The sequence below is a fragment of the Variovorax sp. AB1(2024) genome, from assembly GCF_037482385.2.
Taxonomy (GTDB): domain Bacteria; phylum Pseudomonadota; class Gammaproteobacteria; order Burkholderiales; family Burkholderiaceae_C; genus Variovorax.
The window spans coordinates 3,980,080-4,004,558 of sequence record NZ_JBBHKP020000001.1; the positions used below are offsets into that span (position 1 = coordinate 3,980,080).

Here is a 24,479-nt window from a genome sequence, read left to right on the forward strand (position 1 = left end):
TGCTTTTTTCCTCGAACCGACTGGAGTTCTTCCATGAAGCAATCTTCTTCCTCCCTGCGCTGGGCATCCGCGCTGCTGGGCCTGGCCGCACTGGCCGCCTCGGGCACTGCACTGGCCGCGAAAGACGTGGTTCTGTCGATCGGCTACCAGCCGGAAACGCTGGACCCGTACAACACCAACACCACCATCACCACGGCAGTGACCAAGACCTTCTATGAAGGCCTGTTCCAGTTCGACAAGGACCTGAAGGTGCAGAACGTGCTCGCCGAGGGCTACGACGTGTCGAAGGACGGCTTGGTGTACACCATCAAGCTGCGCACCGGCGTGAAGTTCCACGACGGCACCGACTTCAACGCCGAAGCCGTGAAGTTCGTGCTCGACCGCGTGCTCAACCAGGACAACAAGCTGCTGCGCTACAACCAGTTCAACCGCGTGAGCAAGGTCGAAGCGGTGAACCCGAGCACGGTGCGCATCACGCTGAAGGAGCCCTTCGGCCCCTTCATCAACTCGCTGGCCCATGCATCGGCCGCCATGATCTCGCCCACCGCGCTGAAGAAGTGGGGCAACAAGGACATCGCCTTCCACCCCGTGGGCACCGGCCCCTTCGAGTTCGTCGAGTGGAAGCAGACCGAAGCCGTCAAGGCCAAGAAGTTTGACGGCTACTGGAAGAAGGGCTACCCGAAGGTCGACACGGTGCAGTGGAAGCCGGTGCTCGAGAACAACACGCGCGCTGCGATGCTGCAGACCGGCGAAGCCGACTTTGCATTCCCCATCCCCTACGAGCAGGCCGAGCTGCTGAAGAAGAGCGACAAGCTCGAAGTGGTGGCCACGCCCTCGATCATCACGCGCTTCCTGGCATTCAACATGCTGCAAAAGCCGTACGACAACCCGAAGGTGCGCGAAGCCATCGGCTATGCCATCAACAAGGAAGCGCTGGCCAAGGTCGCGTTCGGCGGCTACGCCTTCCCCGCGCAGGGCGTGCTGCCGCAGGGCGTGAAGTACGCCGAGAAGATGGCTCCCATTCCCTATGACCTGAAGAAGGCCAAGGAGCTGATGAAGGAAGCCGGCTACCCCGACGGTTTCGAGTCGGTGCTGTGGAGCGCCTACAACAACACGACCAGCCAGAAGACGATCCAGTTCGTGCAGCAGCAGCTCGCGCAGATCGGCATCAAGCTGCAGGTGCAGGCGCTCGAAGTGGGCCAGCGCACGGAGCAGGTCGATGCATGGCCGGATCCGAAGACGGCCAAGGTCCGCATGTACTACACCGGCTGGTCTTCGTCGACCGGTGAAGCCGACTGGGGCCTGCGCCCGCTGTTCGCCTCGGAAGCCTGGGCGCCCAAGCTGAACAACATGTCGTTCTACAAGAGCGAGGTGGTCGACAACGCGCTGGCCAAGGCGCTGGTGACCGTCGACGAGAAGGAACGCACCGCGCTCTACAAGACCGCGCAGGAAGAAATCCGCAAGGACCTGCCCCGCGTGCCGATGATCACGGAACAGAACCTGTCGGCGCACGCCAAGCGCCTCTCGGGCGTGTTCGTGATGCCCGACGGCAACATCAACATCGACGCCGTCGCGGTGTCGAACTGATCGCCGGTTCCTCGTTTCCTGACTGAATGCCCGACGGGCGATGGCATGCCGCCATCGCCCGCTCGCGGCAACCGCACCCCATGCTGAATTACTTTCTCAAACGACTGTTGGGCCTGATCCCCACGCTGCTCATCGTGGCGGTGCTGGTGTTCCTGTTCGTCCACATGCTGCCCGGCGATCCGGCGCGCCTTGCCGCCGGCCAGGACGCCGACGAGCAGACCGTGGCCATGGTCCGCGCGGAGCTGGGCCTCGACAAGCCGCTGCCGCAGCAGTTCGTGAACTTCTTCACCCACATGCTGCAAGGCGACTTCGGCACCTCGATCCGCACGCGGCGGCCGGTGTCGGTGGAAATCGGCGAGCGCTTCTTCCCGACGGTGATGCTGACCATCACCAGCATGGTGTGGGCGGTGATCTTCGGCATGGGCATCGGCATCGTCTCGGCGGTGTACCGCAACAAATGGCCGGACCGGCTGGGCATGACGCTCGCCGTGTCGGGCATCTCCTTTCCCGCATTCGCACTCGGCATGCTGCTGATGCAGATCTTCTCGGTCCAGCTCGGCTGGCTGCCCACGGTGGGCGCCAGCAGCTGGAAACACTACATCCTGCCCTCCATCACGCTGGGTGCGGCCGTGGCCGCCGTGATGGCGCGCTTCACGCGGGCTTCCTTCGTCGAGGTGATCCAGGAAGACTTCGTGCGCACCGCGCGCGCCAAGGGCGTGCGCGAATCCAGCGTGGTGTTCAAGCACACGCTGCGCAATGCGCTGATTCCGGTGGTCACCATGATGGGCCTGCAGTTCGGCTTTTTGCTCGGCGGCTCCATCCTGGTGGAGGCGGTGTTCAACTGGCCCGGCCTCGGCCGCCTGCTGGTCGACGCCGTGCAGATGCGCGACTACCCCGTGATCCAGACGCTGGTGCTGCTGTTCTCGCTCGAATTCATCCTGATCAACCTGGTGGTGGACGTGCTGTACGGCTACATCAACCCCACCATCCGATACAAGTGAGCAAGCAGCCATGACGCAACAAGCTTCCGGCGTGCCTGCCGAATCCATCGTTCCACTGTCTCCCGTTGCCGCGGTGCAAACCGCCGGCAAGGTCCGCACGCCCTGGGGCGAATGCTGGCGCCGCTTCAAGAAGCAGCCCGTGGGCATCATTGCCGCGCTCTTCGTGCTGCTGCTGGTGTTCGTCGCGGTGTTCGCTCCGTGGATCGTGCCTTTCGACCCGGAGAACTTCTTCGACTACGACATGCTGAACAGCGGCCCCTCGGCCACGCACTGGTTCGGCGTCGATCCGCTGGGCCGCGACATCTTCAGCCGCATCCTGATGGGCGCGCGCATCTCGCTGATGGCGGGCTTCCTGTCGGTGCTGGTGGGCGGTTTCGTCGGCACCGCATTCGGCCTGCTGGCGGGCTACTACGAAGGCTGGTGGGACCGCATCGTGATGCGTGTGTCCGACGTGCTGTTCGCCTTTCCCGGCATCCTGCTGGCGCTGGGCGTGGTGGCCATCCTGGGCAGCAGCATGACCAACGTGGTGGTGGCGGTGTCGGTGTTCAGCGTGCCGGCGTTCGCGCGCCTGGTGCGCGGCAACACGCTGGTGCTCAAGCAGCAGACCTACATCGAGGCCGAGCGCAGCATCGGCGCGTCGGACTGGACCATCATCGTGCGGCACATCCTGCCGGGCACCATCTCGTCGATCGTGGTGTATTTCTCGATGCGCGTGGGCACGTCGATCATCACGGCGGCCAGCCTGTCGTTCCTGGGCATGGGCGCGCAGCCGCCCACGCCCGAGTGGGGCGCGATGCTGAGCGAAGCCCGCGCCGACATGGTGACCTCGCCGCACGTGGCGCTGTTCCCCAGCCTGGCCATCTTCTTCACCGTGCTCGCCTTCAACCTGCTGGGCGACGCACTGCGCGACGCGCTCGATCCGAAGATCGACCGCCAGTAGCCCCCCTCCCGTCCCGATGCCTTCCACCTCTTCCCCGGTGCAGCCCACCGCACCGCCCTTCATCGGCACCCTGCTGCAAGGCGAGCGCAACACCATCGCGGACGTGCCCGGCGTCACAGTCGGCCACAGCACCCTGGACGACGGCGGCATCCAGACCGGCGTGACGGTGATCCGCCCGCACCAGGGCGACCCGTTCCGCGACAAGGTGCCGGCCGCCGCCGTGGTGCTCAACGGATTCGGCAAGAGCGTGGGGCTGGTGCAGCTGGCGGAGCTCGGCGTGCTGGAAACGCCGATCGCGCTGACCAACACTTTCTCGGTCGGCACGGTGGCGACGGCGCAGATCCGCCAGTGCGCGGCGGCCAACCCCGAAACCGGGCGCTCGCTGCCCACGGTCAATCCGCTGGTGTTCGAGTGCAACGACGGCTTCCTCAACGACATACAGCGGCTCGCGGTGAGCGAGGCCGACTACCTGCGCGCGCACGAAGGCGCAGCCGCCGACTTCGCTCAGGGCTCGGTCGGCGCGGGGCGCGGCATGTCGAGCTTCCAGCTCAAGGGCGGCATCGGCAGCGCGTCGCGCCGGGTGTCGGCGCGCGGCGGCGGCCTGCACACGGTGGGCACGCTGGTGCTGGCCAACTACGGGCGCCAGCCGCAGCTGCTGCTGGCCGGCCATGCGATCGGCGAGCGGCTGGCGCAGCTGCAGGCCGTGCGCGGCGTACCGGCATCGACGGAGCCCGAGAAGGGCTCGATCATCATCGTGGTCGCGACCGACGCACCGCTCGACGCGCGCCAGCTGGGCCGGCTGGCGCTGCGCGCGGGCGCCGGACTGGCCCGCACCGGGTCGGTCTACGGCCACGGCAGCGGCGACATCGTGCTGGCCTTTTCCACCGCCTACACGGTGCCCGGCAGCGTCGAACGCCCGATGCCTGCCGTGGCGATGCTGCACGACGGGCTGCTCGACGGCCTGTTCCAGGCCGCCGCCGACAGCACGGAACAGGCGATCATCCATGCCCTCTGGCAGGCCACGGCCGTGACGGGGCGCGACGGCAACCACCGCGCCTCGCTGCGTGACCTGCTGCCGGCCCTCTCTCTTTCTTCCTGATTCCGATCACATTGCGCCCATGAAAGTCCTGATCTCCACCGACATCGAAGGCGTCGCCGGCGTCTACCACCCCGAGCAGACGCGCCAGGGCAACCCGGAGTACGAACGCGCACGCCTGCTGATGGCGCAGGAGGCCAACGCTGCCATCGCCGGCGCATTCGATGCGGGCGCCACCGAGGTGCTGGTGAACGACTCGCACGGCGGCTTCCGCAACATGCCGCCCGACGTGCTGGATGCGCGCGCCCGCGTGGTGCAGGGCAAGCCGCGCTACCTGAGCATGGTGGCCGGCGTGGAAGAAGGCGTGGACGCGGTCTGCATGGTGGGCTACCACTCGCGCGCGCAGGGGCGCGGCATCCTCGCGCACACCATCAACAGCTTCGCGTTCGCGGGCATCGCGCTCGGCGGGCAGGAGCTGGGCGAGGCCGGGCTCTACGGCGCGCTGGCCGGCGAATACGGCGCGCCCGTGGTCATGGGCAGCGGCGACGACGTGTTCATCGCCGAGAACCGCCCGCTTTTTCCGCACGCGACCTTCGTGGAAACGAAGAAGGCGACTGGCTTCAGCAGCGGAGTGTCGCTGTCGCCCGAGCAGTCGCGCCGCGCCATCCGCGCCGGCGTCGAAGAAGCGCTGGCCGCACGCGCGAACGCCCGGCCGCTGGTCTTCGAAGGCCCGCAGACGGTGACGCTGCGCACGCAGTCGACCGCCCTGGCCGACCTGTTCTGCCAGTGGCCGGCGTTCGAGCGCGTCGACGGCGTCACCCTGCGCTTCACCGCGCCGACGGTGGAGGCGGCCGTGCGCATGCTGAACTGCTGCTCGGCGATGTCGTCGATGCTGCGCTAGACAACCTTGTAGACCCGGATCACCACGGCCTCGCGCTGCGGCCGCAGCGCGTCGAGCGTGCCCACGTAGACGAAGTCGTTGAGCCAGCCGTATTTGCCCTCGGGCGCGACGATCTGCAGCGTGGAGAACACATAGCGCGGCGCATTCTTCGGGTTGCGCGACAGCACGGTGTTGCGCACCGAGATCACCACGCCGTCGTCGGTCTTCAGCTCGTACACGGCATCAAGGTTCTTCGCGCCGTCGCGGCGCAGCAGCTGGCGGTCGGCACCACCGGCCAGCACCGTGCCGCGCAGGCCCGGCCCCTCGAACGAACCACCCGTGATCGGCACCATGAAGCGCTCGCCGAAGGGCGAGGCGCCCAGCGTCATCGGCGCAGCGATGTCGACGATGGCCTCGTAGACGAATTCCGTGCGCGGCAACACGACGGGAATGCGCTCGCTGGAGGGGGTGGCGATGCCGGATGGCGGCGCATCGGCCGCCCTCGCGTCTGCGAGCGTGGCCATGGCGGTGATTCCGGCAATCAGCGCGCCGCGGCGCGAGGTCGAGGAAGGCTTGGAATTCATTGCGTCCTGCGTCGATTTGATTATTCGAGATAATCATTTCAACGCCGCACAGCGGCCGCCGCGTCAGGATTTACCCTTGCTGCCCAAGTCCGCCGCGGTCGGCATGGCGACAGCTTGGAGGCGCTTTCGCCTTATCCGGAATAAGCATCAAACCGCCTGGAAACCCGCATGGATACTGGCGAATAAGCTTATCCGCATAAGGCGCGAACCAAAAAATAGTTTGTTTCCATAAGCCGCGCTTCCAGAATCTCGGCTTCTTGCTGGGGCGCCCCGTTGTACGTGCGGCACCGCACTTCTTCAAGACACACGCACGATGTACCAATACACAGAATTCGATCGCCAGTTCGTTCATCAACGAGCCGCCCAGTTCAGAGACCAGCTCGAGCGCTGGCAGAAGGGCCGCCTCCATGAAGACGAGTTCCGCCCGCTGCGGCTGCAAAACGGCTGGTACGTCCAGCGCTACGCGCCCATGCTGCGCGTGGCCGTGCCCTACGGCGAGCTCTCCAGCCGCCAGATCCGCGTGCTGGCCCGCATCGCCCGCGAATACGACGAGCCCGAAGCCGAGGTCTACCGCAAGGCCATCGAAACGCAAGGCCTGCTCGGCAGCCAGAAGCTGCCCACCCACTACGCCCACTTCTCGACGCGCCAGAACGTCCAGTTCAACTGGATTCCGCTGGCCAAGTCGGCCGACGTGATGGACCTGCTGGCTTCGGTCGACATGCACGGCATCCAGACCAGCGGCAACTGCATCCGCAACATCACGAGCGACGAGCGCGCCGGCATCGCCGTCGACGAGATCGCCGACCCGCGCCCCTACGCAGAAATCATGCGCCAGTGGAGCACGCTGCACCCCGAGTTCGCGTTCCTGCCGCGCAAGTTCAAGATCGCCATCACCGGCGCCACCGAAGACCGCGCCGCCACCGGCTGGCATGACGTGGGCCTGCACATCGTGAAGAACGAAGCCGGCGAGATCGGTTTCCGCGTGCAGGTGGGCGGCGGCATGGGCCGCACGCCCATCGTGGGCACGGTGCTGCGCGAGTTCCTGCCGTGGCAGCAGATCATGAATTACCTCGAAGCGGTGATCCGGGTCTACAACCGCTATGGCCGCCGCGACAACATCTACAAGGCGCGCATCAAGATCCTGGTGAAGGCCGAAGGCCAGCGCTACATCGACGACGTGGACGCCGAGTACAAACAGATCCTCGAGCACGACGGCGCGCCGCACACCATCACACAGGCCGAATTCGACCGCGTGGCCGCTTCCTTCGTGCCGCCGACGCTGGCCACCCGCGTGCTGCAGAGCGCCGAGAAGACCGACGCCGAACTGCGCGCCCATGCCGCCGACGACGTGCAATTCGCCCGCTGGCTCGCCCGCAACGTGGCGCCGCACAAGAACCCCGCGCTGCGCGCCGTCACGCTGTCGTTCAAGCGCCTGAAGCAGGCGCCCGGCGATGCATCGGCCGACCAGCTCGACACCCTCGCGCAACTGGCTGACCGCTTCTCCGCCGGCGAAGCCCGCGTAACGCACGACCAGAATGTGGTGCTGCCCTGGGTGCATGCCGAAGACCTGCACGCGCTGTGGCTCGCCGCCCGCGCCGCCGGCCTCGCCAGCGCCAACGTGCACCTGCTGACCGACATGATCGCCTGCCCCGGCGGCGACTTCTGCGCGCTGGCCAATGCGCGCTCCATTCCCATCGCCGAAGCCATCACCGAGCGTTACCAGGACCTCGACGAGCTCGACGACCTGGGCGAGATCGACCTGCACATCAGCGGCTGCATCAACTCGTGCGGCCACCACCACAGCGGCCACATCGGCATCCTCGGCGTCGACAAGGACGGCAAGGAGTGGTACCAGGTCACGCTCGGCGGCTCCGACGGCTCCGCGCTCAGCGGCGCGCCGCAGGCCGGCAAGGTGGTCGGCCCCTCGTTCTCGGCGGCCGAAGTGCCGGGCGTGATCGAGGCCGTGCTCACCACGTACCGCGACACCCGTGAGAACGGAGAGAACTTCATCGACACACTGCGCCGCGTGGGCCCGGATCCGTTCAAGGCCGCCGCCAACGGTGCGCGCTTCAAGGTGGAGGAAGCAGCATGAAAAAAACCCTGAACATCCTCTCGGCCGAAGAACACATCGACGACGGCGACCCGAAGGTCCTGCAACTGGCCAACGACGCCGACCCGCTCGCCATCGAGGTGTGCCTGGCGGACATCGAGCGCATCGACCTGCACTTTCCGAAGTTCACCGACGGCCGCGCCTACAGCCAGGCCTTCCTGCTGCGCCGCCGCCTGGGCTTCACCGGCGACATCCGCGCCACGGGCGACGTGCTGATCGACCAGCTGGTGCAGATGGAGCGCACCGGCTTCTCCAGCGCCGTGCTCAAGGAAGGCGTGGACGCCTCCGACGCGCAGCGCCAGTTCGACCGCTTCAACGCCTTCTACCAAGGCGACGCGGTACAGCCCGCGCCGCACTTCGCGGCCGGCGCCTGAGAGCGAATGGGAATCCTCGACATGAGCACCGCAACGGACATCGATTTCGCACGCATCAACACCGAACTCGGCCGCAACGCCGAGGGCCTGGTGGGCTGGGCGCTCGGCCTGGGCCAGAGCGCCATCGTCACCACCAACTTCCGCCCGTTCGAGGCCGTGATCCTGCACATGGTGACGCGCGTGAAGCGCGATGTGCCCGTGGTGTGGATGGACAACGGCTACAACACCGAAGCCACCTACCGCTTTGCCGACGAAGTGACGAAGCAGCTGGGCCTGGACCTGCACATCTACCTGCCGCGCCGCTCGCGTGCGCATCGCGAAGCCGTGGAAGGCCCCACACCGGCGCTGGACGACCCGCGCCACGCCGCCTTCACAGAAGAAGTGAAGCTGGAGCCCTTTGCCCGCGCGTTGCGCGAGACGGCACCCAAGGTCTGGTTCACCGCGCTGCGCGCCACCGACACGGCCGTGCGCGCGCAGATGGACCCGGTCAGCGTGAACCCCGACGGCCTCATCAAGGTGGCTCCGCTGCTGCACTGGTCGTCCAAGGATCTTCACGAGTACTGCGTGAAGCACGGCCTGCCGAACAACTTCGACTACGTGGACCCGACCAAGGGCGAAGACAACCGCGAGTGCGGCCTGCATCTCGCGCACTGAGCGAGCGCCAGCGCCTCACCGATTCCCAGCATCCAGCAAGCACCCCATCCGATGAACGCCCGTACCGAAACCGATCTGCTGCTGCCGCCGGCACACCTGTCCAACACGCACCTCGATGCGCTGGAGGAAGAAACCATCTTCATCCTGCGCGAAGTGGCGGCCGCCTTCGAGCGCCCCACCCTGCTGTTCTCGGGCGGCAAGGATTCGCTGGTGCTGCTGAAGTGCGCGGAAAAGGCCTTCGGCGTGGGCCGCATCCCTTACCCCCTGCTGATGATCGACACCGGCCACAACTTCCCTGAAGTGACGGCCTATCGCGACCAGCGCGCCAGGGAACTGGGCGCCGAGCTGATCGTGCGCAGCGTCGAAGACTCCATGAAGCGCGGCACCGTGCGCCTGGCCCACCCGGGCGAGTCGCGCAACGCGCACCAGTCGGTGACCCTGCTGGAAGCCATCGAGGAATTCCGCTTCGACGCGCTGATCGGCGGCGCCCGCCGCGACGAGGAAAAGGCGCGCGCCAAGGAACGCATCTTTTCGCACCGCGACAGCTTCGGCCAGTGGCAGCCCAAGGACCAGCGCCCCGAGCTGTGGACGCTGTTCAACACGCGCCTGGCCCCGGGCGAACACTTCCGCGTGTTCCCCATCTCGAACTGGACCGAGCTCGACGTGTGGCAGTACATCGCCCGCGAGGAAGTCGGCCTGCCCTCGATCTACTACACGCACAAGCGCGAGGTGGTGGAGCGTCGCGGCCTGCTGGTGCCCGTGACCGACCTGACCCCGCCGCGCGACGGCGAGACGGTGCAGGTGCGCGACGTGCGCTTTCGCACCGTGGGCGACATCACCACCACCTGCCCGGTGGAAAGCCTGGCGGCCGATGCCGACGACGTGGTGCTCGAGACCCTGTCGGTGGACGTGAGCGAACGCGGCGCGACCCGCATGGACGACATGACTTCGGAAGCTTCCATGGAGAAGCGCAAGAAAGACGGGTATTTCTGATGAGTACGACGACTGCAACCCCTGTGAACACCACCGTCCACGGCGACACCGGCACCGCCCTGCGCTTCATCACCTGCGGCTCGGTCGACGACGGCAAGAGCACGCTGATCGGCCGCCTGCTGGTCGACAGCAAGACCGTGCTGCAAGACCAGCTGGCCGGCGTGCAGCGCGGCGGCGAAACCGACCTCGCCCTGCTGACCGACGGCCTCTCGGCCGAGCGCGAACAGGGCATCACGATCGACGTGGCCTACCGCTACTTCTCGACCGCCAAGCGCAAGTTCATCATCGGCGACGCGCCGGGCCATGAGCAGTACACGCGCAACATGGTCACCGCCGCCTCGGCCGCCGACGCCGCCGTGGTGCTGGTCGACGCGACCAAGCTGGCTTGGGCCGCCGAAGTGGAAGACGGCACCGTGGTCAGGCGCGAGCTGCTGCCGCAGACGCGCCGCCATACGCTGCTGTGCCATCTGCTGCGCGTGCAGTCCATCGTTTTCGCGGTGAACAAGCTCGACGCCATCGCTGATGCCGGCCTGGCCTTCGAGCGCATCTCGACCGCACTGACCGCCTTTGCCGAAGCGGCTGGCGTGCAGGTCGGGGCCATCGTGCCGATCTCGGCGCTCAAGGGCTGGAACGTGGCCACGCGCCACGCCGACTGGGTGGGCTACGAAGGCCCGAGCCTGCTCGAGCTGCTCGAAGAGCTGCCCGTGACCGCGCAGGACGAGGCCGTGCCCTTCGCCTTCCCGGTGCAGTGGGTCGAGAAGTTCTCGGCCTCCGCCGACACCTCGCAAGGCCGACGCGTGTTCTGGGGCCGTGTCGCCTCTGGCCATGTGGAGCCCGGCCAGCGCGTGACCGTGCTGCCGAGCAACCAGACCGCCACCGTGGCGCAGGTGCTGAGCCACACGCGCCAGCCGAAGTCGGTGCACGCGGGCCACAGCGCCGGCATCGTGCTCGACCGCGAGGTCGACGTGTCGCGCGGCGACTGGCTGCTGGCGCCCGGCGCCTTCGAGCCGGTGCGCGAGATCACCGCCACCGTGGCCTGGCTCGACGACGAGCCGCTGGTCGCGGGCCGCGTGTACTGGGCGCTGCAGGGCCACCGCTGGGTCAAGGCCAAGGTGGCGCGCATCGTCGACCGGGTGAACATCACCACGCTCGAATCGGAGCCCGCAACGCAGCTGGAAGCCAACTCCATCGGCGACGTGGTGCTGGCGCTGCAGCAGCCGCTGGCGGTGCTCCCGTTCACGCAATCGCGCGCGCTGGGCTCGCTGGTGCTGGTCGATACGGCCTCCCACAAGACCGCTGCCGCCGTACTTGTGCAGCCCGCCGCCGCAAAGGCCTAAAATCTAGGGTTTTTCCCGACCACTTCTGACGCAAAAAGACAAATGACCCACGTCGTCTCCGAAGCCTGCATCCGTTGCAAATACACCGACTGCGTGGACGTTTGCCCCGTCGACTGCTTCCGCGAAGGTCCCAACATGCTGGTGATCGACCCGGACGAATGCATCGACTGCGCGGTCTGCATTCCCGAGTGCCCGGTCAACGCCATCTACGCCGAGGAAGACCTGCCGGCCAACCAGATCGCCTTCATCAAGATCAACGCCGAGCTGGCCCTGGCCGACGGCTGGAAGAGCATCACCAAGCGCAAGCCCGCGCTGCCTGATGCAGAAGAGTGGAAAGACAAGACGGACAAGATCGGGGAGCTGGTCCGCTGAACCAGCCGGCCGCCATCGCCGCTCCCATCGAGACCGACGCGCTGATCGTCGGTGCCGGCCCCGTGGGGCTGTTCCAGGCCTTCCAGCTGGGCCTGCTCGAAATCTCCTGCCACATCGTCGACGCACTGCCCGCCGCGGGCGGCCAGTGCGTGGCGCTGTATGGCGGCAAGCCCATCTACGACATTCCCGGCACGCCCGTGACCAGCGGGCGTGACCTGGCGCAGTCTCTGCTGCAGCAGGTGGCGCCCTTCAAGCCCCAGTTCCACTTCGGCGAGCAGGTGGCCACGCTGGCCCGGCAACCTGACGAACGGCTGCTGCTGACAACCTCGGCGGGCAAGGCCTTCCTGGCGAAGACGGTATTCATCGCGGCGGGCGTCGGGGCCTTCGTGCCCAAGCGCATCGCCGTCGAAGGCATCGAGCGCTTCGAGGGCACGTCTCTTTTCTATCACCCCGACTCGCTGGACCGCTTTGCCGGGCAGGCCGTCGTGGTCAACGGCGGCGACGACGTCGCGCTGGAAACCGCCATTGCGCTGACCGGCACGGCCGCGCATGTCACGCTGGTCCATCGCCGCGACGGTTTCCAGGCCGACGAGGCCACGGTCGCGGCCATGCGCCGGCTCGTGGCGCAGGGCAAGCTGGCCTTCAAGGTCGGCCAACCCGGCGCGTTCAATGGCAAACAGCTCCAGATCGTCACGCCAGACGCCACCACGCTCGACCTGCCGCTCGACGCGCTGATCGCCTGCCTGGGCATCTCCCCGCGCCTCGGCCCCATCGCCGACTGGGGGCTGGAGCTGGAGCGCAAGCAGGTGCCGGTCGACACCGAGAAATACGAAACCCGCGAACGCGGCGTGTTCGCGGTCGGCGACATCAACACCTACCCGGGCAAGAAGAAGCTCATCGTCTGCGGCTTCCACGAGGCCACGCTGGCTGCCTGGGGCGCCACGGCCATCGTGTTTCCGGGCAAGGCCGTGCCGCTGCAGTACACGACCACCAGCACGCGGCTGCACGAGCTGCTGGGCGTGCGCAAGGCCTGATCCGCTAGTCCGCGCGGGGCAGCAGCGCCGCGTGCCCGCCGATGAAGCTGCCGATGGCGGCCACGCAGCGGTCGATGTCCGCATCCGTCAGCGGCAGCGACAGCACGACGAAGCCGCGCGGCGAGCTGTAGATGCCCTCGTTCAGCAGGTGGAAGAACAGCAGCTGCCGCAGCCGGCCGTCGACCGCCGCCAGGTCTTCGCTGCTGCGTACATCGCCCTGCACGAAATGCGCGTTCATCAGCGAGCCGATGCCGGTGAACTGCATGGCGACGCCCTCGTTCGCGCACAGCGCGTTGAGCCGCGCGCGCAGTGCCTCGCCCCTCTGGGCCAGCGCACCGGCCGCCTCGGGCGTGAAGAGCTTCGTGAGACCGGCATAGCCGGCCGCCATCGTCATCACGTTGTTGTTGAAGGTTCCCGAATGGGCCAGCGGACCGGTGCGCGGGTCGAACAGTGCCATCACGTCGGCGCGCCCGCCGAACGCACCAAAAGACATGCCGCCGCCGATGTACTTGCCCAGCGTGGTCAGGTCCGAACGGATGCCGAGCTTGTTCGCCAGCCCATGCGGCGCAAGCCGCGAGGTCATGACTTCGTCGAAGATCAGCAGCGCGCCGACCTGCGTGGCCGACTCGCGCAGGGCCTGCAGGAAGTCGGGTTGCCCCGGAATGCAGCCGCTCGCGCCCTGCATCGGCTCGACCAATACCGCGGCGATCTCGGGGCCGTGCCGTTCGATCTGCGCGCGGGCCGTTTGCGCGTCGTTGTAAGGCAGCACGAGAAAGTCGAACGGCACGGTGGTCGGCAAAGGCCTGGCGCCGAAGCCCAGCACCCCGCCGTGGTAGCCGCCCGAGAACACGACGATCTTCCTGCGCCCCGTGAAGTGCAGCGCCGCCGTGAGCGCCATCAGGTTGGCCTCGGTGCCCGAGTTGGTGAAGCGCAGCTGCTCGATCTGCGGAAATCGCTCGCAGATCAGCCGGGCCAGCCGTCCTTCGAGCAGGTTGTGCCCGGTGAGGTTGATGCCGCCCTGCATCGCCTCGATGACCGCATCGCGGATTTCCGGCGCGGAGTGGCCGTAGACACCGGCCGTGTACTCGGCAATGAAGTCGGCGTAGCGATGGCCGTCGGCGTCCCACAGCGCGGCGCCTTCGCCCCTGGCGATGGTCAGGGGGAACGGCGCGTAGAACAGCACGGAGCGGCTGTTGGCTCCGGGCATGTAGCGCGCCTGCGCCTCGAACTGGCGCTGGCTGGCCGGATTGGCGTCGGTGAAGCGCCGGTACGCATCGGCAAGGGCCTGGTCTATGGCGGCATGGGTCATGGCGGATGTCCTTAATTTGCAGACAGGGATTAATTGGTCACTGAACAATTAATATTGTTTATACGATCAATTGAACTGCAGCACAATGGCGTCGACCATGAAGACGACCTCGCCACCCAAGCCCCGCTCCGCTGGCCGCCCCGCCGGCGGCGGCGAACTGACGAAACAGCGCATCGCCGAAGTCGCGCTGGCGCAGATCGACGAATTCGGCCTCGGCGCGTTCAGCATGCGCGAGGTGGCGGCGCAGCTCGGCGTGTATCCGGCGACGGTGCACTGGCACGTCAGCACGCGCGAAGCCCTGCTGGCCGAGGTGGCGGCCGCCGTCATGGCCGGCGTTGCGCCGCCTGCGGGCAAGCTCGAATGGCAGGCATGGATCGCGGAGCTGTTCCGCCGCTGCCGCGACGCCGTGCAGCAGCACCCAAACGTCGCGCAGCTGCTGGGCGCGCAACTCGTGTCCAACGGCAGCCTGCCGACGGAGCTGGTCGAAGGCGTCCTGGCCGCATTGACCGAGGCGGGCTTCGAGGGCGAACCCCTGCTGGAGGCCTACAACTGCGTGATCGCGGCGATGCTGGGTTTCCTGACGATGGAGTTCTCGCCCCTGCCCGCCGACAACACCCAGGCCTGGGCCGAGGAACTGCGCGAACGCGTGCACACCATCCGCCCGCTCGACCACCCGGTGCTCGCGCGCAACCTGCCATTGCTGGCCAACAAGGCCTTCATCATGCGCTGGGACAACGGCACCGCCGTGCCGCTGGACAGCAGCTTCGAGCGCCACATCCAGATGACCATCGACGGGCTCGAAGCCTTCGCGCGCAGGGTCAGGCCGGGGGCCTAGGCCCCAGCAGCTCGTACAGCACCATGCGCGTCTGCCGGCCGCGCAGCTCGGCCAGCTCCTCGATGCGGCGCGTGGCAAGGCGCCCGCCCAGCCCGTCGAAGGTGTCCTGCGATATCAGCGTGCGCGTGCCCAGTTCCTTGTTGGCGGCCTCGATGCGGCTTGCCGCGTTGATGGTGTCGCCGATGGCGGTGTACGACAGTCGGTTGCTCGAGCCGAGCACGCCGGCGATCACCAGGCCGGTGTGGATGCCGATGCGCGTGCGGAACTCGTGCAGGCCTTCCGCACGCCACTTGGCGTTGAGCGCGCTCATCCGGTCATGCAGCTCGAGCGCCGCCAGGCAGGCGCGGTACTCCGCATCTTCCAGGTCGGCCGGGGCGCCCCACAGCACCATGATGCCGTCGCCCATGAACTTGTCGACCACGCCGCCGTGCCGCGCGAAGATGCCGGACGCGAGGTTGAAGTACTCGGTCAGCTGCCTCACGAGCACGTCGGCCTGCATTGATTCGGAGATGCTGGTGAAGCCTTCCACGTCGGTGAACATCACCGTGACGCGCCGCGGCGAACCGCCGGGCGTCAGCGCGTGGCCCTTGACCACGAGCTGGCGCAGGATGTCGACCGGCACGAACTTCCTGAACGCCTGGAGGCTGCGTGCCGACTCGTCCAGCGCCTGGTTGAGATGCTGGACCTCCAGCACCCGGCTCGGCTCGAGCGGCAGGTTGTCCAGCTCCAGCCGACCGATGCGGCGCGCGACGCGCGAAAGGTTCTCGATGGGCCCGGTCACCAGCTTGGACAAGCGCAGCGAAAGCAACAGCGCCAGTCCAAGGAAGCTGAGCGTCATGAGCAATGCCCACAGCACCGAGCGCTGCAGGCCCCCGAGCACCGTCTCCTCGGGCTCCCAGCTGACGAGCTGCCAGCGCGTATGGGGGATGTGCGAGGTCTGCACGAGGTAGCTTCGCCCATCGTGCGCCATCGAAAAAGCCAGGTCGTCGGCACCGCCGGCCGTGCTCTTCGCGAGCATGTGAGCGTGGATGGCGCCCAGCACGCCAGTGTCGGGCGACTCGAGCTCGCGCACCGGGTCGGGACGGTCGCTGCGGGCGATCACATGATGGTCGGAGCTCAGCAAGGCGCTGTCGCCGCTGCCGAGCGCGCCGAAGATGCGCACCAGCCTCGACAGATGCCCCAGCGACACATTCGCATCGACCACGAGCCCGCGCCGGTGGCCCTCGTCGTCGACTCGCCCGGAGGGCCGTGCGTGGCCGACGGCGAGTTCCTGCGCGTCGCTCATCAGGAAGGGCTCGGTCCACACCGGGCCTTTCGCCTTCACCGCCTCCCGGTACCAGGTGCGCTTCTCGGGGTCGAAGTCGCTGCGGTACGAGGAGATGGACGTCGTCGCGAAGCGCTGCCGGGCGTCGCCGCCTTCGAGGTCCGGCGAGCTCTTGTATTGCCAGGTCTCGGTGCTGAAGTCCGGGCCGCGCAATACCTGGCGGATGGCCGGAACCGGGTAGCGCACGGCCATCAGCACATGGCCGTCGTCGGTGGCCACGTTGATGCTGTCGAGCTCGGGGGTCTGCTCCAGCATGGTCCAGAGCATCTCTGCGGTCTGCTCGCCGTCTTCGCCGGTCGCGTGCACGCTGGGCGAATCGGCGATGGCGCGGATGACGCCCTCGGTCTTGGCGAGGAACGCCAGCACGTTGTCCTCGACCCGGTCGTGGTTGGTCTTGTGCGCGGCCGTGCCCACCTTGGACACCAGCTTCTCCGCCGCCCAGTAGCCGAAGGCCACCAGCAACAGTGACTGCACCAGCGCGACGGCGCAGATGATAGAGCCCACGTCGACCCTGAAACGCCGCAGGCGTGTGCCCTTGAAATCCTCATCGGCCATGCAATTTCCCTCTCCCTTTTTTTGTTTCCTGTCTGCTTATCGGCACGCGCGCCCTTTTCTTCTGTTTTGTTGTTGTGGGCGCGGCGATTCTCGCGCGGGGGCACGCGCGACCCGAGGGTTTCCCCTTGCCCGCAAAGGCACGCCTGCCATTGCGGCTTCCCCGCAGCGGATAAACTCCGGGCCGCGCCGTAGGTTGCCCGCGGCGCAATTGCTAGGGGTGCTGCACGGCTTGCCGTTCGGCTGAGAAAGTCCCTTTGAACCTGATTGAGGTAAACCTCATGCACGCTAAGTAAACTGCGCTGCATGACGGCCAAGGTCTACAGCTACATGCGTTTCAGCGATGCCCGCCAGGCCGGCGGTGCGAGCTCCGAACGCCAAGGCGCCTACGCAGCAGCGTGGGCGAAAGAACACTCCCTAATCCTTGACGAATCGCTCTCAATGCGTGACGAGGGCCTGTCTGCCTTCCACCAGCGCCACGTCAAGAAGGGTGCCCTCGGGGTCTTTCTCAAGGCCGTGGAGGATGGCCAGGTGCCCGCCGGGTCGTTCCTGGTCGTCGAGGGTCTTGATCGACTCTCACGGGCCGAACCGATCCAGGCGCAGGCGCAGTTGACGGCGATCATCTCCGCCGGCATTTCCGTCGTCACGGCCAGCGACGGCAAGGTCTACAGCCGCGAGCGGCTGAAGGCGAACCCGATGGATCTTGTCTACAGCGTGCTCGTGATGATTCGTGCCCACGAGGAATCCGACACGAAGAGCAAGCGGGTGCGAGACGCGATCCGGCGCCAGTGCCAAGGCTGGATCAACGGGACCTACCGCGGCCTGATCCGCTACGGCAAGACGCCTGGATGGCTGCGCGTTGTCGACGGGAAATGGCAGCTGATCCCCGAACGGGCAGAAGCCGTCCGCGCGGCCGTCGACATGTTTCGCCGAGGCCTTGGCACGGGCCATATCGCCAAGGCCTTGCATGCCGGCGGTCTGGCCAGCAGCGGCGCCCTCCCCACTTCCGGCCACCTGGTGCGACTGCTGGCCAACCCGGCCCTCAAGGGCGAAAAACACCTGGTGCTCGAGCCGGAAACTTTCGTCCTCGAGAACTACTACCCGCCCGTCATCGATGCAGACGTCTGGACGGATCTGCAGGAGCTCGTCGGCCTGCGAAGCCGCCGTCATGTCAAAGGCGAGATTCCCTCGCTCCTCACCGGGTTCGGCGTAGCACTGTGCGGCTATTGCGGCTCACCGCTCAAGAGCCAGAACATGTCCAGCAAGCGACGCGCGGACGGCAGCCTGGCTGATGGCCACAGACGTCTGCAATGCGTTCGCGTCAACAGCGGCACGGGATGCCTGGTCAAGGGATCATGCTCGTCTGCGCCGATCGAACGCGCGCTGATGCGCTACTGCTCGGACATGGTCAACCTGCGCGCCCTGTACGCCGGCGATCGGGGAGCACTACCTCGCAGCGACCTCGCCGCAGCAACAGCCAACCTCCAAAGCATTGAGACCAAGCTCGAGCGCATAACGAATGCCCTCCTCGAGAGCGACGATGCCGCCCCTGCTACGTTCGTTCGTCGGGCGCGCGAACTCGAGGCCGACCGCGAGCTGGCAAGGGAACAGGTGCGCACGGCGGAACTCGCCCTTGCCGAAGCTGCGCGGTCAGATCTGACCGGCGCTGACGAACGATGGAAAGCGCTGGCCGAGGGGGTTGAGGCACTCGACTACGAATCGCGCATGCGTGCACGGCAACTTGTGAGCGATACCTTCGAATGGATCGTGATCTACCACAAGGGCATGCGACCAGATCAAGCGGACAAGCCAGGCATCGACGTCATCCTTCACGCCAAAGGCGGTACTGCTCGATGGCTGCGGATAGAAGGCGCCGGCGATATCGTTGCCGCCGAAGACGCCCGGGACACCGAGACGATCGCTTGATCGGACGGCACGCGTGATCCTCACGCGGCCATCCGATGCTCGTAGTACGGCCGTTCCTTGTCCTCGAGGATCTCGTCAAGCTGCTCGAGCGGGCGCCCTTGAGGCGTCAACCAGGCTTCGGCGTTCTCGTGCCGCAACTGGATGATGCACCGGTCATGCCCAGCATCAGCCACCTCGGGCGGCGGCTCATCGGTCACCGCTGCGAAAGACCACAGGTCATCCTCGTCTGAGCCAGCCGGCGGCGTCCAGTGGGAATAGACGCATGCGATCAGCATGTCCTGCGTCGGCCGCGGCCGGAACTCGAGGATGACGTTCTCGGGAACCTCTCCAGGCCGCAGCTCGCGGTGCTCCAAGTTGTGCCGCTTCACGTTCTCGAAGAAGCCATTCACGATCATCAGCCCGTGGGTGTGGCCGAACTGCCCCTTCCAAAATTTCCGGATGTTGTCGCGGCGCGCGTTGTAGAGGCCTGGGTATTTGGTGTCGTAGAACGCCGGCTTGCCCTCCGGCCGGCAGAGGTAGCGCATCGGCTTGATGACCCACTCGCCGTTTTCCACGATCAGCACCGGGGCGTACCAGCCGGGGAAGATGCGCGAGTCTCGCGGCTTAAGCTCGACGCGCTTGAGGTCTTCGAGCTTCGACATCGCCCATGGGATCTTCTCGCTGGCGATACGCTTATCGTTGAGCGCTTGCTTCGTCTCCTTTTCCTGCAGCAGCCGCTCCGCGGCGACCAGGCGCGCGCGCTGCTTGAACAGCGTCTGCTCATACTTCATCACCTGCGCCGCGTTGAACTCGTCGATCAGCGCCTTAATTTCCTGCTCGCGCTCGGTCGTTGGGTGCGCGAACTGCGCGTCCATCGCCTTGGGGAACAGCAGCATCGGGTTGAGCTTGCGCTTCCAGTAGGCCTTGAAAAACTCCTCGATGGACAGCTTCGACTTGGGGAACAGGCGCAGGAATGCGCCGTGGTCGGCCCGGACTTCAGCTGAAAAGCACATCGGATGCTCCTTCCTGTGGCGCGAGGCGCCGTAAGACTTCGGAGTTACATGTTCACAATCGATCCGCCTATACTGTATGTATGAACAGTATTCCGGCGCAAGCAATTCCGGTGGCCGTGGCCACTGAACGCTTGATGCTGCCCATAGCTGACGCGACCGTCCACGCCGGCTTTCCCTCACCCGCCGAGGACTTCCTGGTCAAGCGGATCGATCTGAACTCTGTGCTGGTGACGCATCCCCAGGCGACCTTTTTCCTCCGCGTAGCCGGTGACAGCATGCGGGACTGCGGCATCGAAGATGGCGACCTGCTCCTGGTCAACAGGGCGATCAAGCCGCGGCACGGGCAGATCGTGGTGGCCGTTGTCGACGGCGACTTCGCCGTCAAGCAGCTCCACCTGCGCGCGGGCCGCCTCAAGCTGAAGGCAGGCAACCCTACGTACCCCGACATCACGCCCTCCGAGGGCCAGACGATCGAGGTATGGGGCGTGGTCACGAGCTGCATCAAGCAATTCCAGACGTGAAATGTTCGCGCTCGTCGACGGCAACAATTTCTACGTGTCCTGCGAGCGGGTCTTTCGGCCGAGCCTGCAGGGGCGCCCTGTCGTCGTTCTGAGCAACAACGACGGCTGCGCGATCAGCCGCAGCGACGAGGCCAAGGCGCTGGGAGTGAAGATGGCGCAGCCGCACTTCGAGTTTCGCCACCTGGAGGAGCAGGCCGGCCTGGTCGCGCTGTCGGCCAACTTCACGCTGTACGGCGACATGAGCGACCGCATGATGAGCTTGGCGGCCGGGCTGGGCGCGGAACAGGAGATCTATTCGATCGACGAGTCGTTCATCGACCTGTCGGGCATACCGGGCGATCTGCGCGGCCGAGCGCGGCTCGTGCGAGAGCGGATCCTGCAGTGGATCGGCATTCCCTGCTGCGTCGGCATCGGGCCGACGAAGACCCTGGCCAAGCTCGCCAACCACATCGCCAAGACGGCCGAGCGCAAGCCAGGGAGCTACCCTGCCCTTCAGGCGCAGGTTTGCGACCTCTCTGCGCTCTCTTCGGACGAAATGTCGGCCCTTTTGTCGAGCACCGACGTGGGCGAGATCTGGGGAGTGGGCCGGCGGATCGGCGAGCAGCTGCGCGAAGGTGGCGTGAACACCGCGCTGGATCTCTCCCGCCTGGATCCAGCCACAGCCCGGCGCCGGTGGTCGGTGGTGCTCGAGCGCACCGTGCGCGAGCTGCAGGGCCTGCCATGCATCGATCTCGACGACGCGCCGGCGCCGAAGAAAGAGATCGCGTGCACCAGGTCATTCGGGCAGCCGGTTCGCGAGCTGCCGGCGCTCATCGAGGCCGTCAGCGAGTTCGCGGCTCGAGCGGCCGAAAAGCTGCGCCGCCAGGGCAGCCTGGCGGGCATGGTGCTGGTGTTCGCACACACCTCGCCTTTCCGGCCAGGCCCGCGCTTCGCGCGATCGCTGACGGTGCCGCTGCGCCGCCCTACCTCGGACACAGGAGCCATCACGCAGGCGGCCGTGCTCGGCCTGCAGTGCCTTTTCGAGCCGGGCTATGACCTGGCCAAGGCCGGCGTGATGCTGCTCGAGCTCAGCGACGGCAGCGTGCTGCAGGAGGAGCTCGACCTCGAGGACGAAGAAGGCCGGGAGCGCGGGAAGCTGATGCAGGCCGTCGACGTGCTCAACGACCGGTACGGCAAGGGCACTCTCCGCCTGGCCAGCGCAGGGAAGGGGGGCGACCGGCGGGGATGGACCATGAAGCAGCTGAGGCGCACGCCGCAGTACACGACCGACTGGCGCCAGGTGCCAATTGCCAGGGCCTAGAGCAATCCATTGGTTTACCTTCCGACGCCCTCCGTTGGCCTAGGGAGTCGGCAACGACTTCAACTCAATAGGCAGCGTTGCAAGTTCGAAGGGCCCTGAAGCGATCACCACTAGCCAAACACCAGGGGCATCCGCAGTCCATTGAACAAGGTGTGCAAAATTCGGCCGAGTCACGGCGCGCGAGGGGCCGCTCGCTACTACGAACAGCGTCTCAGAGGCCACTCTACCCGCTTCCGAAATCACGCGTGCGGTAAGCGTCAAACGCGTCTCCGGCTCCACCCTCCCAAAATAGAGACTCCCGGCTAGAACAATGTTGGCCTCGGCTGGGTATTGGGCAAAACTGAGATGCTCGAACCCGCAGGCAGTCAGATATAGCAGGCCGTCTTGCCGAATTAGTACTTGCTCGGCGGCGAGAAGAGCCGAAATCCGTAGGCCCATGGACAGATCATCGGCGGTAGCCGTTCGCTCGCCTGAAGTCGAGCGACCAGCCCTGCCACCCTTGCCACCGCGCGCGCGCAGCAAATCTCCGAACGTCGTATCGCCACCGTCTTCTCCATTACCGTTGCCGCCCCGCCCGCCTGCGCCAATGTGGATCGGAATTTCCTTCGGCAGATCCGCTACGTTAAAAATTCCAACGACGCTTTCTCCGCCTCCCCCACCTTCGCCGCCTACCGCGCCTTCTCCCTCAGCACCAGCTCCCCCACCGCCCGCTCCCGGCGCAGTTCCCGGCCCTCCGACCGAAGAGATGTTGCCTCCCTTGCCGCCGTCACCGCCGCGGGAGTTTGCCGATCCAATCACCCCACCACCGCCGCCGCCAGCTCCAAGACCGGACCCGCCGAGGCCTCCATTCTGAATACTTGGAGCTTCGCCGCCGAAGCCGAGAAACTGAGCTCGCGCAGTGTGCATCGGTGGATGGTCGAGGATCGCGACAATTCGCTCCAGGTGGTATATCTCCACCAACATCGGCGCCGCCATGCCGATCAAAGTCGTCCTGGTGCTATGCGTGATGGCCTGGTTAGTGACAAACGCAAAGCCATCAACTCCAGCGGCCCGTGCCTTCGCCCCATCCGCCGCAAACTTCTTTCGAACCACACGGGTTGTTTGCTGGCCGAGGGGAAAATAGACCGCCATCGACCAACGTTTTCCGGATCTCAAACAGATCCCGTCGATACCGCCATCAGGTCCGCCAAGGGGATGGCTTGGATCTAGGCCCGTGAAGCCTTCACTCTGCAGCACCTGGGCTGCTAATCGCTCTGACGGTGCGGACCCATTCGTCCATTCCCGCAAGCGGTGCCATGTCTCGTCCCATCGAATTGTCATAGCTCGCCTAGTTGTAGCGCCGGAGAGCATATATCGACGCAGCGACCTGTACTCGGTGGGCGCCACAAACGACTCCCCCGCCGCAGCCAAGCCACTACCGGGGAAGACACCAACCTTCTGAGCGCTGGCACGCATATCCCCGAATACAATTTGCACCGCAACCTGCCTATCGCGCGACGTTCGTTAAAAAACACGCAGCCGCTCACCCTCGGAGCAGGCGAAGGCCGTTACCTAAGCCTTCCTCGGATCAATTCATGGCCTGTGCAGGAGAAGTAGAGTCTTTTTACGGCAAGTGCAGACTCATTCAATTCCTCAATACCATAGTCGATCAACCCATCAAAGTAATTTTCCCGAGTAGATGGGAAGTGTGCGTCCGGGCCATAGACCAATGAGTTGAAAACATGCTCGGCCTCGGCCAAAGCATCGAGCGCGGACTCGCACAGAGGGGAGAGTTTCTCGCTTAACGCGGCGATCTCGACGAGGTGCTTCGAGAGCACGTCTTTTTGAATTCTCAGCAGCATCCCTCCCCTGCTACTGCGTCCGTCGCGGCTTGTGATCGTCACTACGAACCCGCCGCTGGCGCTCTCTATAAACGAAACTCTGGTGGCATCCTCCTGAACGCCAACCTCTCGCATGTCGGTTAGCGCCTTAAGCAGTTGATCGATTCGCCAGTGATTCAGTTCGCATTCCCGCGCAAGCACTTTCTGAATTGCTCGGAGCTTCCGCGCATCAGCAGCGCGGCGACGTCGCCACTCCAGGAACTCTCTCAACATAAAAACGAGGACCGCGACGACAGCGGTCGCGGGTAGCCACTGCGATAGGCCTGGCACGCTGGCCAAGAAGCTGTTTTCCCATTTCATCGGACGGAGGATACCTGCCCATGTATCGTTGCTCGAGGCAAAGCGGAGCGAGGGAGTCAGCGAAAGTGCGAGCGTGCTACCTCGCGCCGGCCTGCTCAGCAATCTTGCGCACCGCATCGCCCGCGCGCCGCGATCCTGCCGATGATCCGAGCCAGTAGTTGCACACCTGCCCGAAGGCGATCGACAGCGCGCCGAACATGACGTTCAGCAGTTGGAAGGCATTCGGCGGGAGATCGGCCGGCACGATGAACAGCCGGTAGATGCAGAAGAAGTAGCCGACCACGATCAGCGTGGAGACCACGGGTGCACCCCAGGCGATCGAAGACTGCTCTTTCGCAAGGTCGACCGTCTGCTGGCGCGCGCTCTTCGTGTCGTCGATGGCTGCAGCCTGGGTGGCCTGGTCGACCTTTGCCATTTCCACCTGGAAGGTCTGCTCGGCGGCCTTCAGGGCGACGATCTGCTCGCCCGTCAGGCTTCCGCTGGCCAGCGCGGCCGCGACATCCTGCTCGGAGGCGTCTGGCCTTCCCAGCACCTTGTCGGCGATGACCTTGACGGCGGCGCCGGCGAGCGGCCCACCGAGCGCAGTTGCGAGGCCGGGCGCCACGGCGCCGATGGTTGCTTTCCAGTCGAAATCCATG

The 24,479-nt window shown here is 65.9% G+C and carries 24 protein-coding genes; 17 read left to right on the top strand and 7 right to left on the bottom strand.

What is annotated here, in order from left to right:
- Nucleotides 1-33 precede the first annotated feature (33 nt).
- The 5 genes from gsiB (at nt 34) to WIX39_RS18570 (ending at nt 5,465) form a co-directional block, all read left to right on the top strand.
- Nucleotides 34-1,587 carry a glutathione ABC transporter substrate-binding protein GsiB gene (gsiB, locus tag WIX39_RS18550; protein ID WP_081266351.1) on the top strand — a complete coding sequence of 518 codons (1,554 nt, stop codon included), beginning with the start codon at nt 34-36 and terminating at the stop codon, nt 1,585-1,587.
- Between the two features lie 80 nt (nt 1,588-1,667).
- The gene (gene gsiC / locus WIX39_RS18555) at nt 1,668-2,588 is read left to right on the top strand and encodes a glutathione ABC transporter permease GsiC (RefSeq protein WP_081266383.1); all 921 of its coding nucleotides are present in this window, start codon (nt 1,668-1,670) and stop codon (nt 2,586-2,588) included.
- 10 nt (nt 2,589-2,598) lie between these two features.
- On the top strand, nt 2,599-3,528 hold the full coding sequence (gene gsiD / locus WIX39_RS18560) for a glutathione ABC transporter permease GsiD (RefSeq protein ID WP_285410739.1): 930 nt from the start codon (nt 2,599-2,601) through the stop codon (nt 3,526-3,528).
- Nucleotides 3,529-3,544: 16 nt separating this feature from the next.
- Nucleotides 3,545-4,627 (top strand): P1 family peptidase, encoded by a 1,083-nt coding sequence (locus tag WIX39_RS18565; RefSeq protein ID WP_409195565.1) that lies wholly within the window; start codon nt 3,545-3,547, stop codon nt 4,625-4,627.
- 19 nt (nt 4,628-4,646) lie between these two features.
- Nucleotides 4,647-5,465, top strand: a complete 819-nt coding sequence (locus WIX39_RS18570; RefSeq protein ID WP_285410742.1) for a M55 family metallopeptidase — start codon at nt 4,647-4,649, stop codon at nt 5,463-5,465.
- Here the strand turns inward: WIX39_RS18570 and WIX39_RS18575 are convergent.
- Entirely contained in the window at nt 5,462-5,968 is a 507-nt protein-coding gene (locus tag WIX39_RS18575) for a DUF3237 domain-containing protein (RefSeq protein WP_409195566.1), read from the bottom strand. The genes WIX39_RS18570 and WIX39_RS18575 overlap by 4 nt on opposite strands.
- Between WIX39_RS18575 and WIX39_RS18580 the strand changes: the two genes are divergently transcribed.
- The 8 genes from WIX39_RS18580 to WIX39_RS18615 all read left to right on the top strand — a co-directional run bounded on the left by WIX39_RS18580 (nt 5,967) and on the right by WIX39_RS18615 (nt 12,902).
- Complete coding sequence (locus WIX39_RS18580; RefSeq protein WP_409195567.1) at nt 5,967-6,260, top strand: hypothetical protein; 294 nt, start codon at nt 5,967-5,969, stop codon at nt 6,258-6,260. The two genes, WIX39_RS18575 and WIX39_RS18580, sit on opposite strands and share 2 nt — an antisense overlap.
- Nucleotides 6,261-6,341: 81 nt before the next feature.
- Entirely contained in the window at nt 6,342-8,120 is a 1,779-nt protein-coding gene (locus WIX39_RS18585) for a nitrite/sulfite reductase (RefSeq protein WP_106934343.1), read from the top strand.
- On the top strand, nt 8,117-8,512 hold the full coding sequence (locus tag WIX39_RS18590; RefSeq protein WP_106934342.1) for a DUF934 domain-containing protein: 396 nt from the start codon (nt 8,117-8,119) through the stop codon (nt 8,510-8,512). The genes WIX39_RS18585 and WIX39_RS18590 overlap by 4 nt, the downstream gene beginning before the upstream one ends.
- A gap of 21 nt (nt 8,513-8,533) precedes the next feature.
- Nucleotides 8,534-9,166, top strand: coding sequence for a phosphoadenosine phosphosulfate reductase family protein (locus WIX39_RS18595; RefSeq protein ID WP_106937430.1), 633 nt, complete (start codon nt 8,534-8,536; stop codon nt 9,164-9,166).
- A 51-nt stretch (nt 9,167-9,217) separates the two neighbouring features.
- Entirely contained in the window at nt 9,218-10,159 is a 942-nt protein-coding gene (cysD, locus tag WIX39_RS18600) for a sulfate adenylyltransferase subunit CysD (RefSeq protein ID WP_081266344.1), read from the top strand.
- The gene (locus tag WIX39_RS18605) at nt 10,159-11,496 is read left to right on the top strand and encodes a sulfate adenylyltransferase subunit 1 (RefSeq protein WP_106934341.1); all 1,338 of its coding nucleotides are present in this window, start codon (nt 10,159-10,161) and stop codon (nt 11,494-11,496) included. The genes cysD and WIX39_RS18605 overlap by 1 nt, the downstream gene beginning before the upstream one ends.
- 42 nt (nt 11,497-11,538) lie before the next feature.
- A complete protein-coding gene (gene fdxA / locus WIX39_RS18610; protein WP_056599092.1) occupies nt 11,539-11,868 on the top strand; it encodes a ferredoxin FdxA in 330 nt (109 codons plus the stop codon).
- Nucleotides 11,826-12,902 (top strand): NAD(P)/FAD-dependent oxidoreductase, encoded by a 1,077-nt coding sequence (locus WIX39_RS18615; protein ID WP_106934340.1) that lies wholly within the window; start codon nt 11,826-11,828, stop codon nt 12,900-12,902. The genes fdxA and WIX39_RS18615 overlap by 43 nt, the downstream gene beginning before the upstream one ends.
- Before the next feature lie 4 nt (nt 12,903-12,906).
- Here WIX39_RS18615 and WIX39_RS18620 read toward each other — a convergent pair whose 3' ends face one another.
- Nucleotides 12,907-14,211: an aspartate aminotransferase family protein gene (locus tag WIX39_RS18620; protein WP_106934339.1), complete on the bottom strand. Its 1,305-nt coding sequence runs from the start codon at nt 14,209-14,211 to the stop codon at nt 12,907-12,909.
- A gap of 97 nt (nt 14,212-14,308) precedes the next feature.
- On the opposite strand from WIX39_RS18620, the gene WIX39_RS18625 reads away from it, so the two are divergent.
- Nucleotides 14,309-15,046 (top strand): TetR/AcrR family transcriptional regulator, encoded by a 738-nt coding sequence (locus WIX39_RS18625; protein WP_106937429.1) that lies wholly within the window; start codon nt 14,309-14,311, stop codon nt 15,044-15,046.
- Here WIX39_RS18625 and WIX39_RS18630 read toward each other — a convergent pair.
- Nucleotides 15,030-16,925 (bottom strand): adenylate/guanylate cyclase domain-containing protein, encoded by a 1,896-nt coding sequence (locus WIX39_RS18630; protein WP_409195568.1) that lies wholly within the window; start codon nt 16,923-16,925, stop codon nt 15,030-15,032. The two genes, WIX39_RS18625 and WIX39_RS18630, sit on opposite strands and share 17 nt — an antisense overlap.
- Nucleotides 16,926-17,228: 303 nt before the next feature.
- Here WIX39_RS18630 and WIX39_RS18635 point away from each other — a divergent pair, with 303 nt between their 5' ends.
- Nucleotides 17,229-18,848 (top strand): recombinase family protein, encoded by a 1,620-nt coding sequence (locus WIX39_RS18635; protein WP_409195569.1) that lies wholly within the window; start codon nt 17,229-17,231, stop codon nt 18,846-18,848.
- A gap of 20 nt (nt 18,849-18,868) precedes the next feature.
- On the opposite strand, the gene WIX39_RS18640 is transcribed toward WIX39_RS18635, so the two are convergent.
- Nucleotides 18,869-19,840 carry an SOS response-associated peptidase family protein gene (locus WIX39_RS18640; protein ID WP_409195570.1) on the bottom strand — a complete coding sequence of 324 codons (972 nt, stop codon included), beginning with the start codon at nt 19,838-19,840 and terminating at the stop codon, nt 18,869-18,871.
- 80 nt (nt 19,841-19,920) lie between these two features.
- On the opposite strand from WIX39_RS18640, the gene WIX39_RS18645 reads away from it, so the two are divergent.
- Complete coding sequence (locus tag WIX39_RS18645; protein WP_409195571.1) at nt 19,921-20,361, top strand: LexA family protein; 441 nt, start codon at nt 19,921-19,923, stop codon at nt 20,359-20,361.
- Between the two features lies 1 nt (nt 20,362).
- Nucleotides 20,363-21,661 (top strand): Y-family DNA polymerase, encoded by a 1,299-nt coding sequence (locus WIX39_RS18650; protein WP_409195572.1) that lies wholly within the window; start codon nt 20,363-20,365, stop codon nt 21,659-21,661.
- A gap of 39 nt (nt 21,662-21,700) precedes the next feature.
- Here the strand turns inward: WIX39_RS18650 and WIX39_RS18655 are convergent, their stop codons facing one another.
- The 3 genes from WIX39_RS18655 to WIX39_RS18665 all read right to left on the bottom strand — a co-directional run bounded on the left by WIX39_RS18655 (nt 21,701) and on the right by WIX39_RS18665 (nt 24,478).
- Nucleotides 21,701-22,792, bottom strand: coding sequence for a hypothetical protein (locus WIX39_RS18655; RefSeq protein WP_409195573.1), 1,092 nt, complete (start codon nt 22,790-22,792; stop codon nt 21,701-21,703).
- A gap of 416 nt (nt 22,793-23,208) precedes the next feature.
- Entirely contained in the window at nt 23,209-23,841 is a 633-nt protein-coding gene (locus WIX39_RS18660; RefSeq protein ID WP_409195574.1) for a hypothetical protein, read from the bottom strand.
- 76 nt (nt 23,842-23,917) lie between these two features.
- Nucleotides 23,918-24,478 (bottom strand): hypothetical protein, encoded by a 561-nt coding sequence (locus WIX39_RS18665; RefSeq protein ID WP_409195575.1) that lies wholly within the window; start codon nt 24,476-24,478, stop codon nt 23,918-23,920.
- Nucleotide 24,479 lies beyond the last annotated feature (1 nt).

Bases quoted from the DNA above. Each gene is read 5' to 3' on its own strand.
- gsiC (WP_081266383.1), top strand. From the start codon at position 1,668: ATGCTGAATTACTTTCTCAAACGACTGTTGGGCCTGATCCCCACGCTG.
- cysD (WP_081266344.1), top strand. From the start codon at position 9,218: ATGAACGCCCGTACCGAAACCGATCTGCTGCTGCCGCCGGCACACCTG.
- fdxA (WP_056599092.1), top strand. From the start codon at position 11,539: ATGACCCACGTCGTCTCCGAAGCCTGCATCCGTTGCAAATACACCGAC.
- WIX39_RS18665 (WP_409195575.1), bottom strand. From the start codon at position 24,478: ATGGATTTCGACTGGAAAGCAACCATCGGCGCCGTGGCGCCCGGCCTC.
- WIX39_RS18660 (WP_409195574.1), bottom strand. From the start codon at position 23,841: ATGAAATGGGAAAACAGCTTCTTGGCCAGCGTGCCAGGCCTATCGCAG.
- WIX39_RS18640 (WP_409195570.1), bottom strand. From the start codon at position 19,840: ATGTGCTTTTCAGCTGAAGTCCGGGCCGACCACGGCGCATTCCTGCGC.
- WIX39_RS18570 (WP_285410742.1), top strand. From the start codon at position 4,647: ATGAAAGTCCTGATCTCCACCGACATCGAAGGCGTCGCCGGCGTCTAC.
- WIX39_RS18625 (WP_106937429.1), top strand. From the start codon at position 14,309: ATGAAGACGACCTCGCCACCCAAGCCCCGCTCCGCTGGCCGCCCCGCC.
- WIX39_RS18565 (WP_409195565.1), top strand. From the start codon at position 3,545: ATGCCTTCCACCTCTTCCCCGGTGCAGCCCACCGCACCGCCCTTCATC.
- WIX39_RS18630 (WP_409195568.1), bottom strand. From the start codon at position 16,925: ATGGCCGATGAGGATTTCAAGGGCACACGCCTGCGGCGTTTCAGGGTC.
- WIX39_RS18575 (WP_409195566.1), bottom strand. From the start codon at position 5,968: ATGGCCACGCTCGCAGACGCGAGGGCGGCCGATGCGCCGCCATCCGGC.
- WIX39_RS18650 (WP_409195572.1), top strand. From the start codon at position 20,363: ATGTTCGCGCTCGTCGACGGCAACAATTTCTACGTGTCCTGCGAGCGG.
- WIX39_RS18645 (WP_409195571.1), top strand. From the start codon at position 19,921: ATGAACAGTATTCCGGCGCAAGCAATTCCGGTGGCCGTGGCCACTGAA.
- WIX39_RS18655 (WP_409195573.1), bottom strand. From the start codon at position 22,792: ATGGCGGTCTATTTTCCCCTCGGCCAGCAAACAACCCGTGTGGTTCGA.
- gsiD (WP_285410739.1), top strand. From the start codon at position 2,599: ATGACGCAACAAGCTTCCGGCGTGCCTGCCGAATCCATCGTTCCACTG.
- WIX39_RS18635 (WP_409195569.1), top strand. From the start codon at position 17,229: ATGACGGCCAAGGTCTACAGCTACATGCGTTTCAGCGATGCCCGCCAG.
- gsiB (WP_081266351.1), top strand. From the start codon at position 34: ATGAAGCAATCTTCTTCCTCCCTGCGCTGGGCATCCGCGCTGCTGGGC.
- WIX39_RS18580 (WP_409195567.1), top strand. From the start codon at position 5,967: ATGGCGGTGATTCCGGCAATCAGCGCGCCGCGGCGCGAGGTCGAGGAA.
- WIX39_RS18595 (WP_106937430.1), top strand. From the start codon at position 8,534: ATGAGCACCGCAACGGACATCGATTTCGCACGCATCAACACCGAACTC.
- WIX39_RS18585 (WP_106934343.1), top strand. From the start codon at position 6,342: ATGTACCAATACACAGAATTCGATCGCCAGTTCGTTCATCAACGAGCC.
- WIX39_RS18620 (WP_106934339.1), bottom strand. From the start codon at position 14,211: ATGACCCATGCCGCCATAGACCAGGCCCTTGCCGATGCGTACCGGCGC.
- WIX39_RS18590 (WP_106934342.1), top strand. From the start codon at position 8,117: ATGAAAAAAACCCTGAACATCCTCTCGGCCGAAGAACACATCGACGAC.
- WIX39_RS18605 (WP_106934341.1), top strand. From the start codon at position 10,159: ATGAGTACGACGACTGCAACCCCTGTGAACACCACCGTCCACGGCGAC.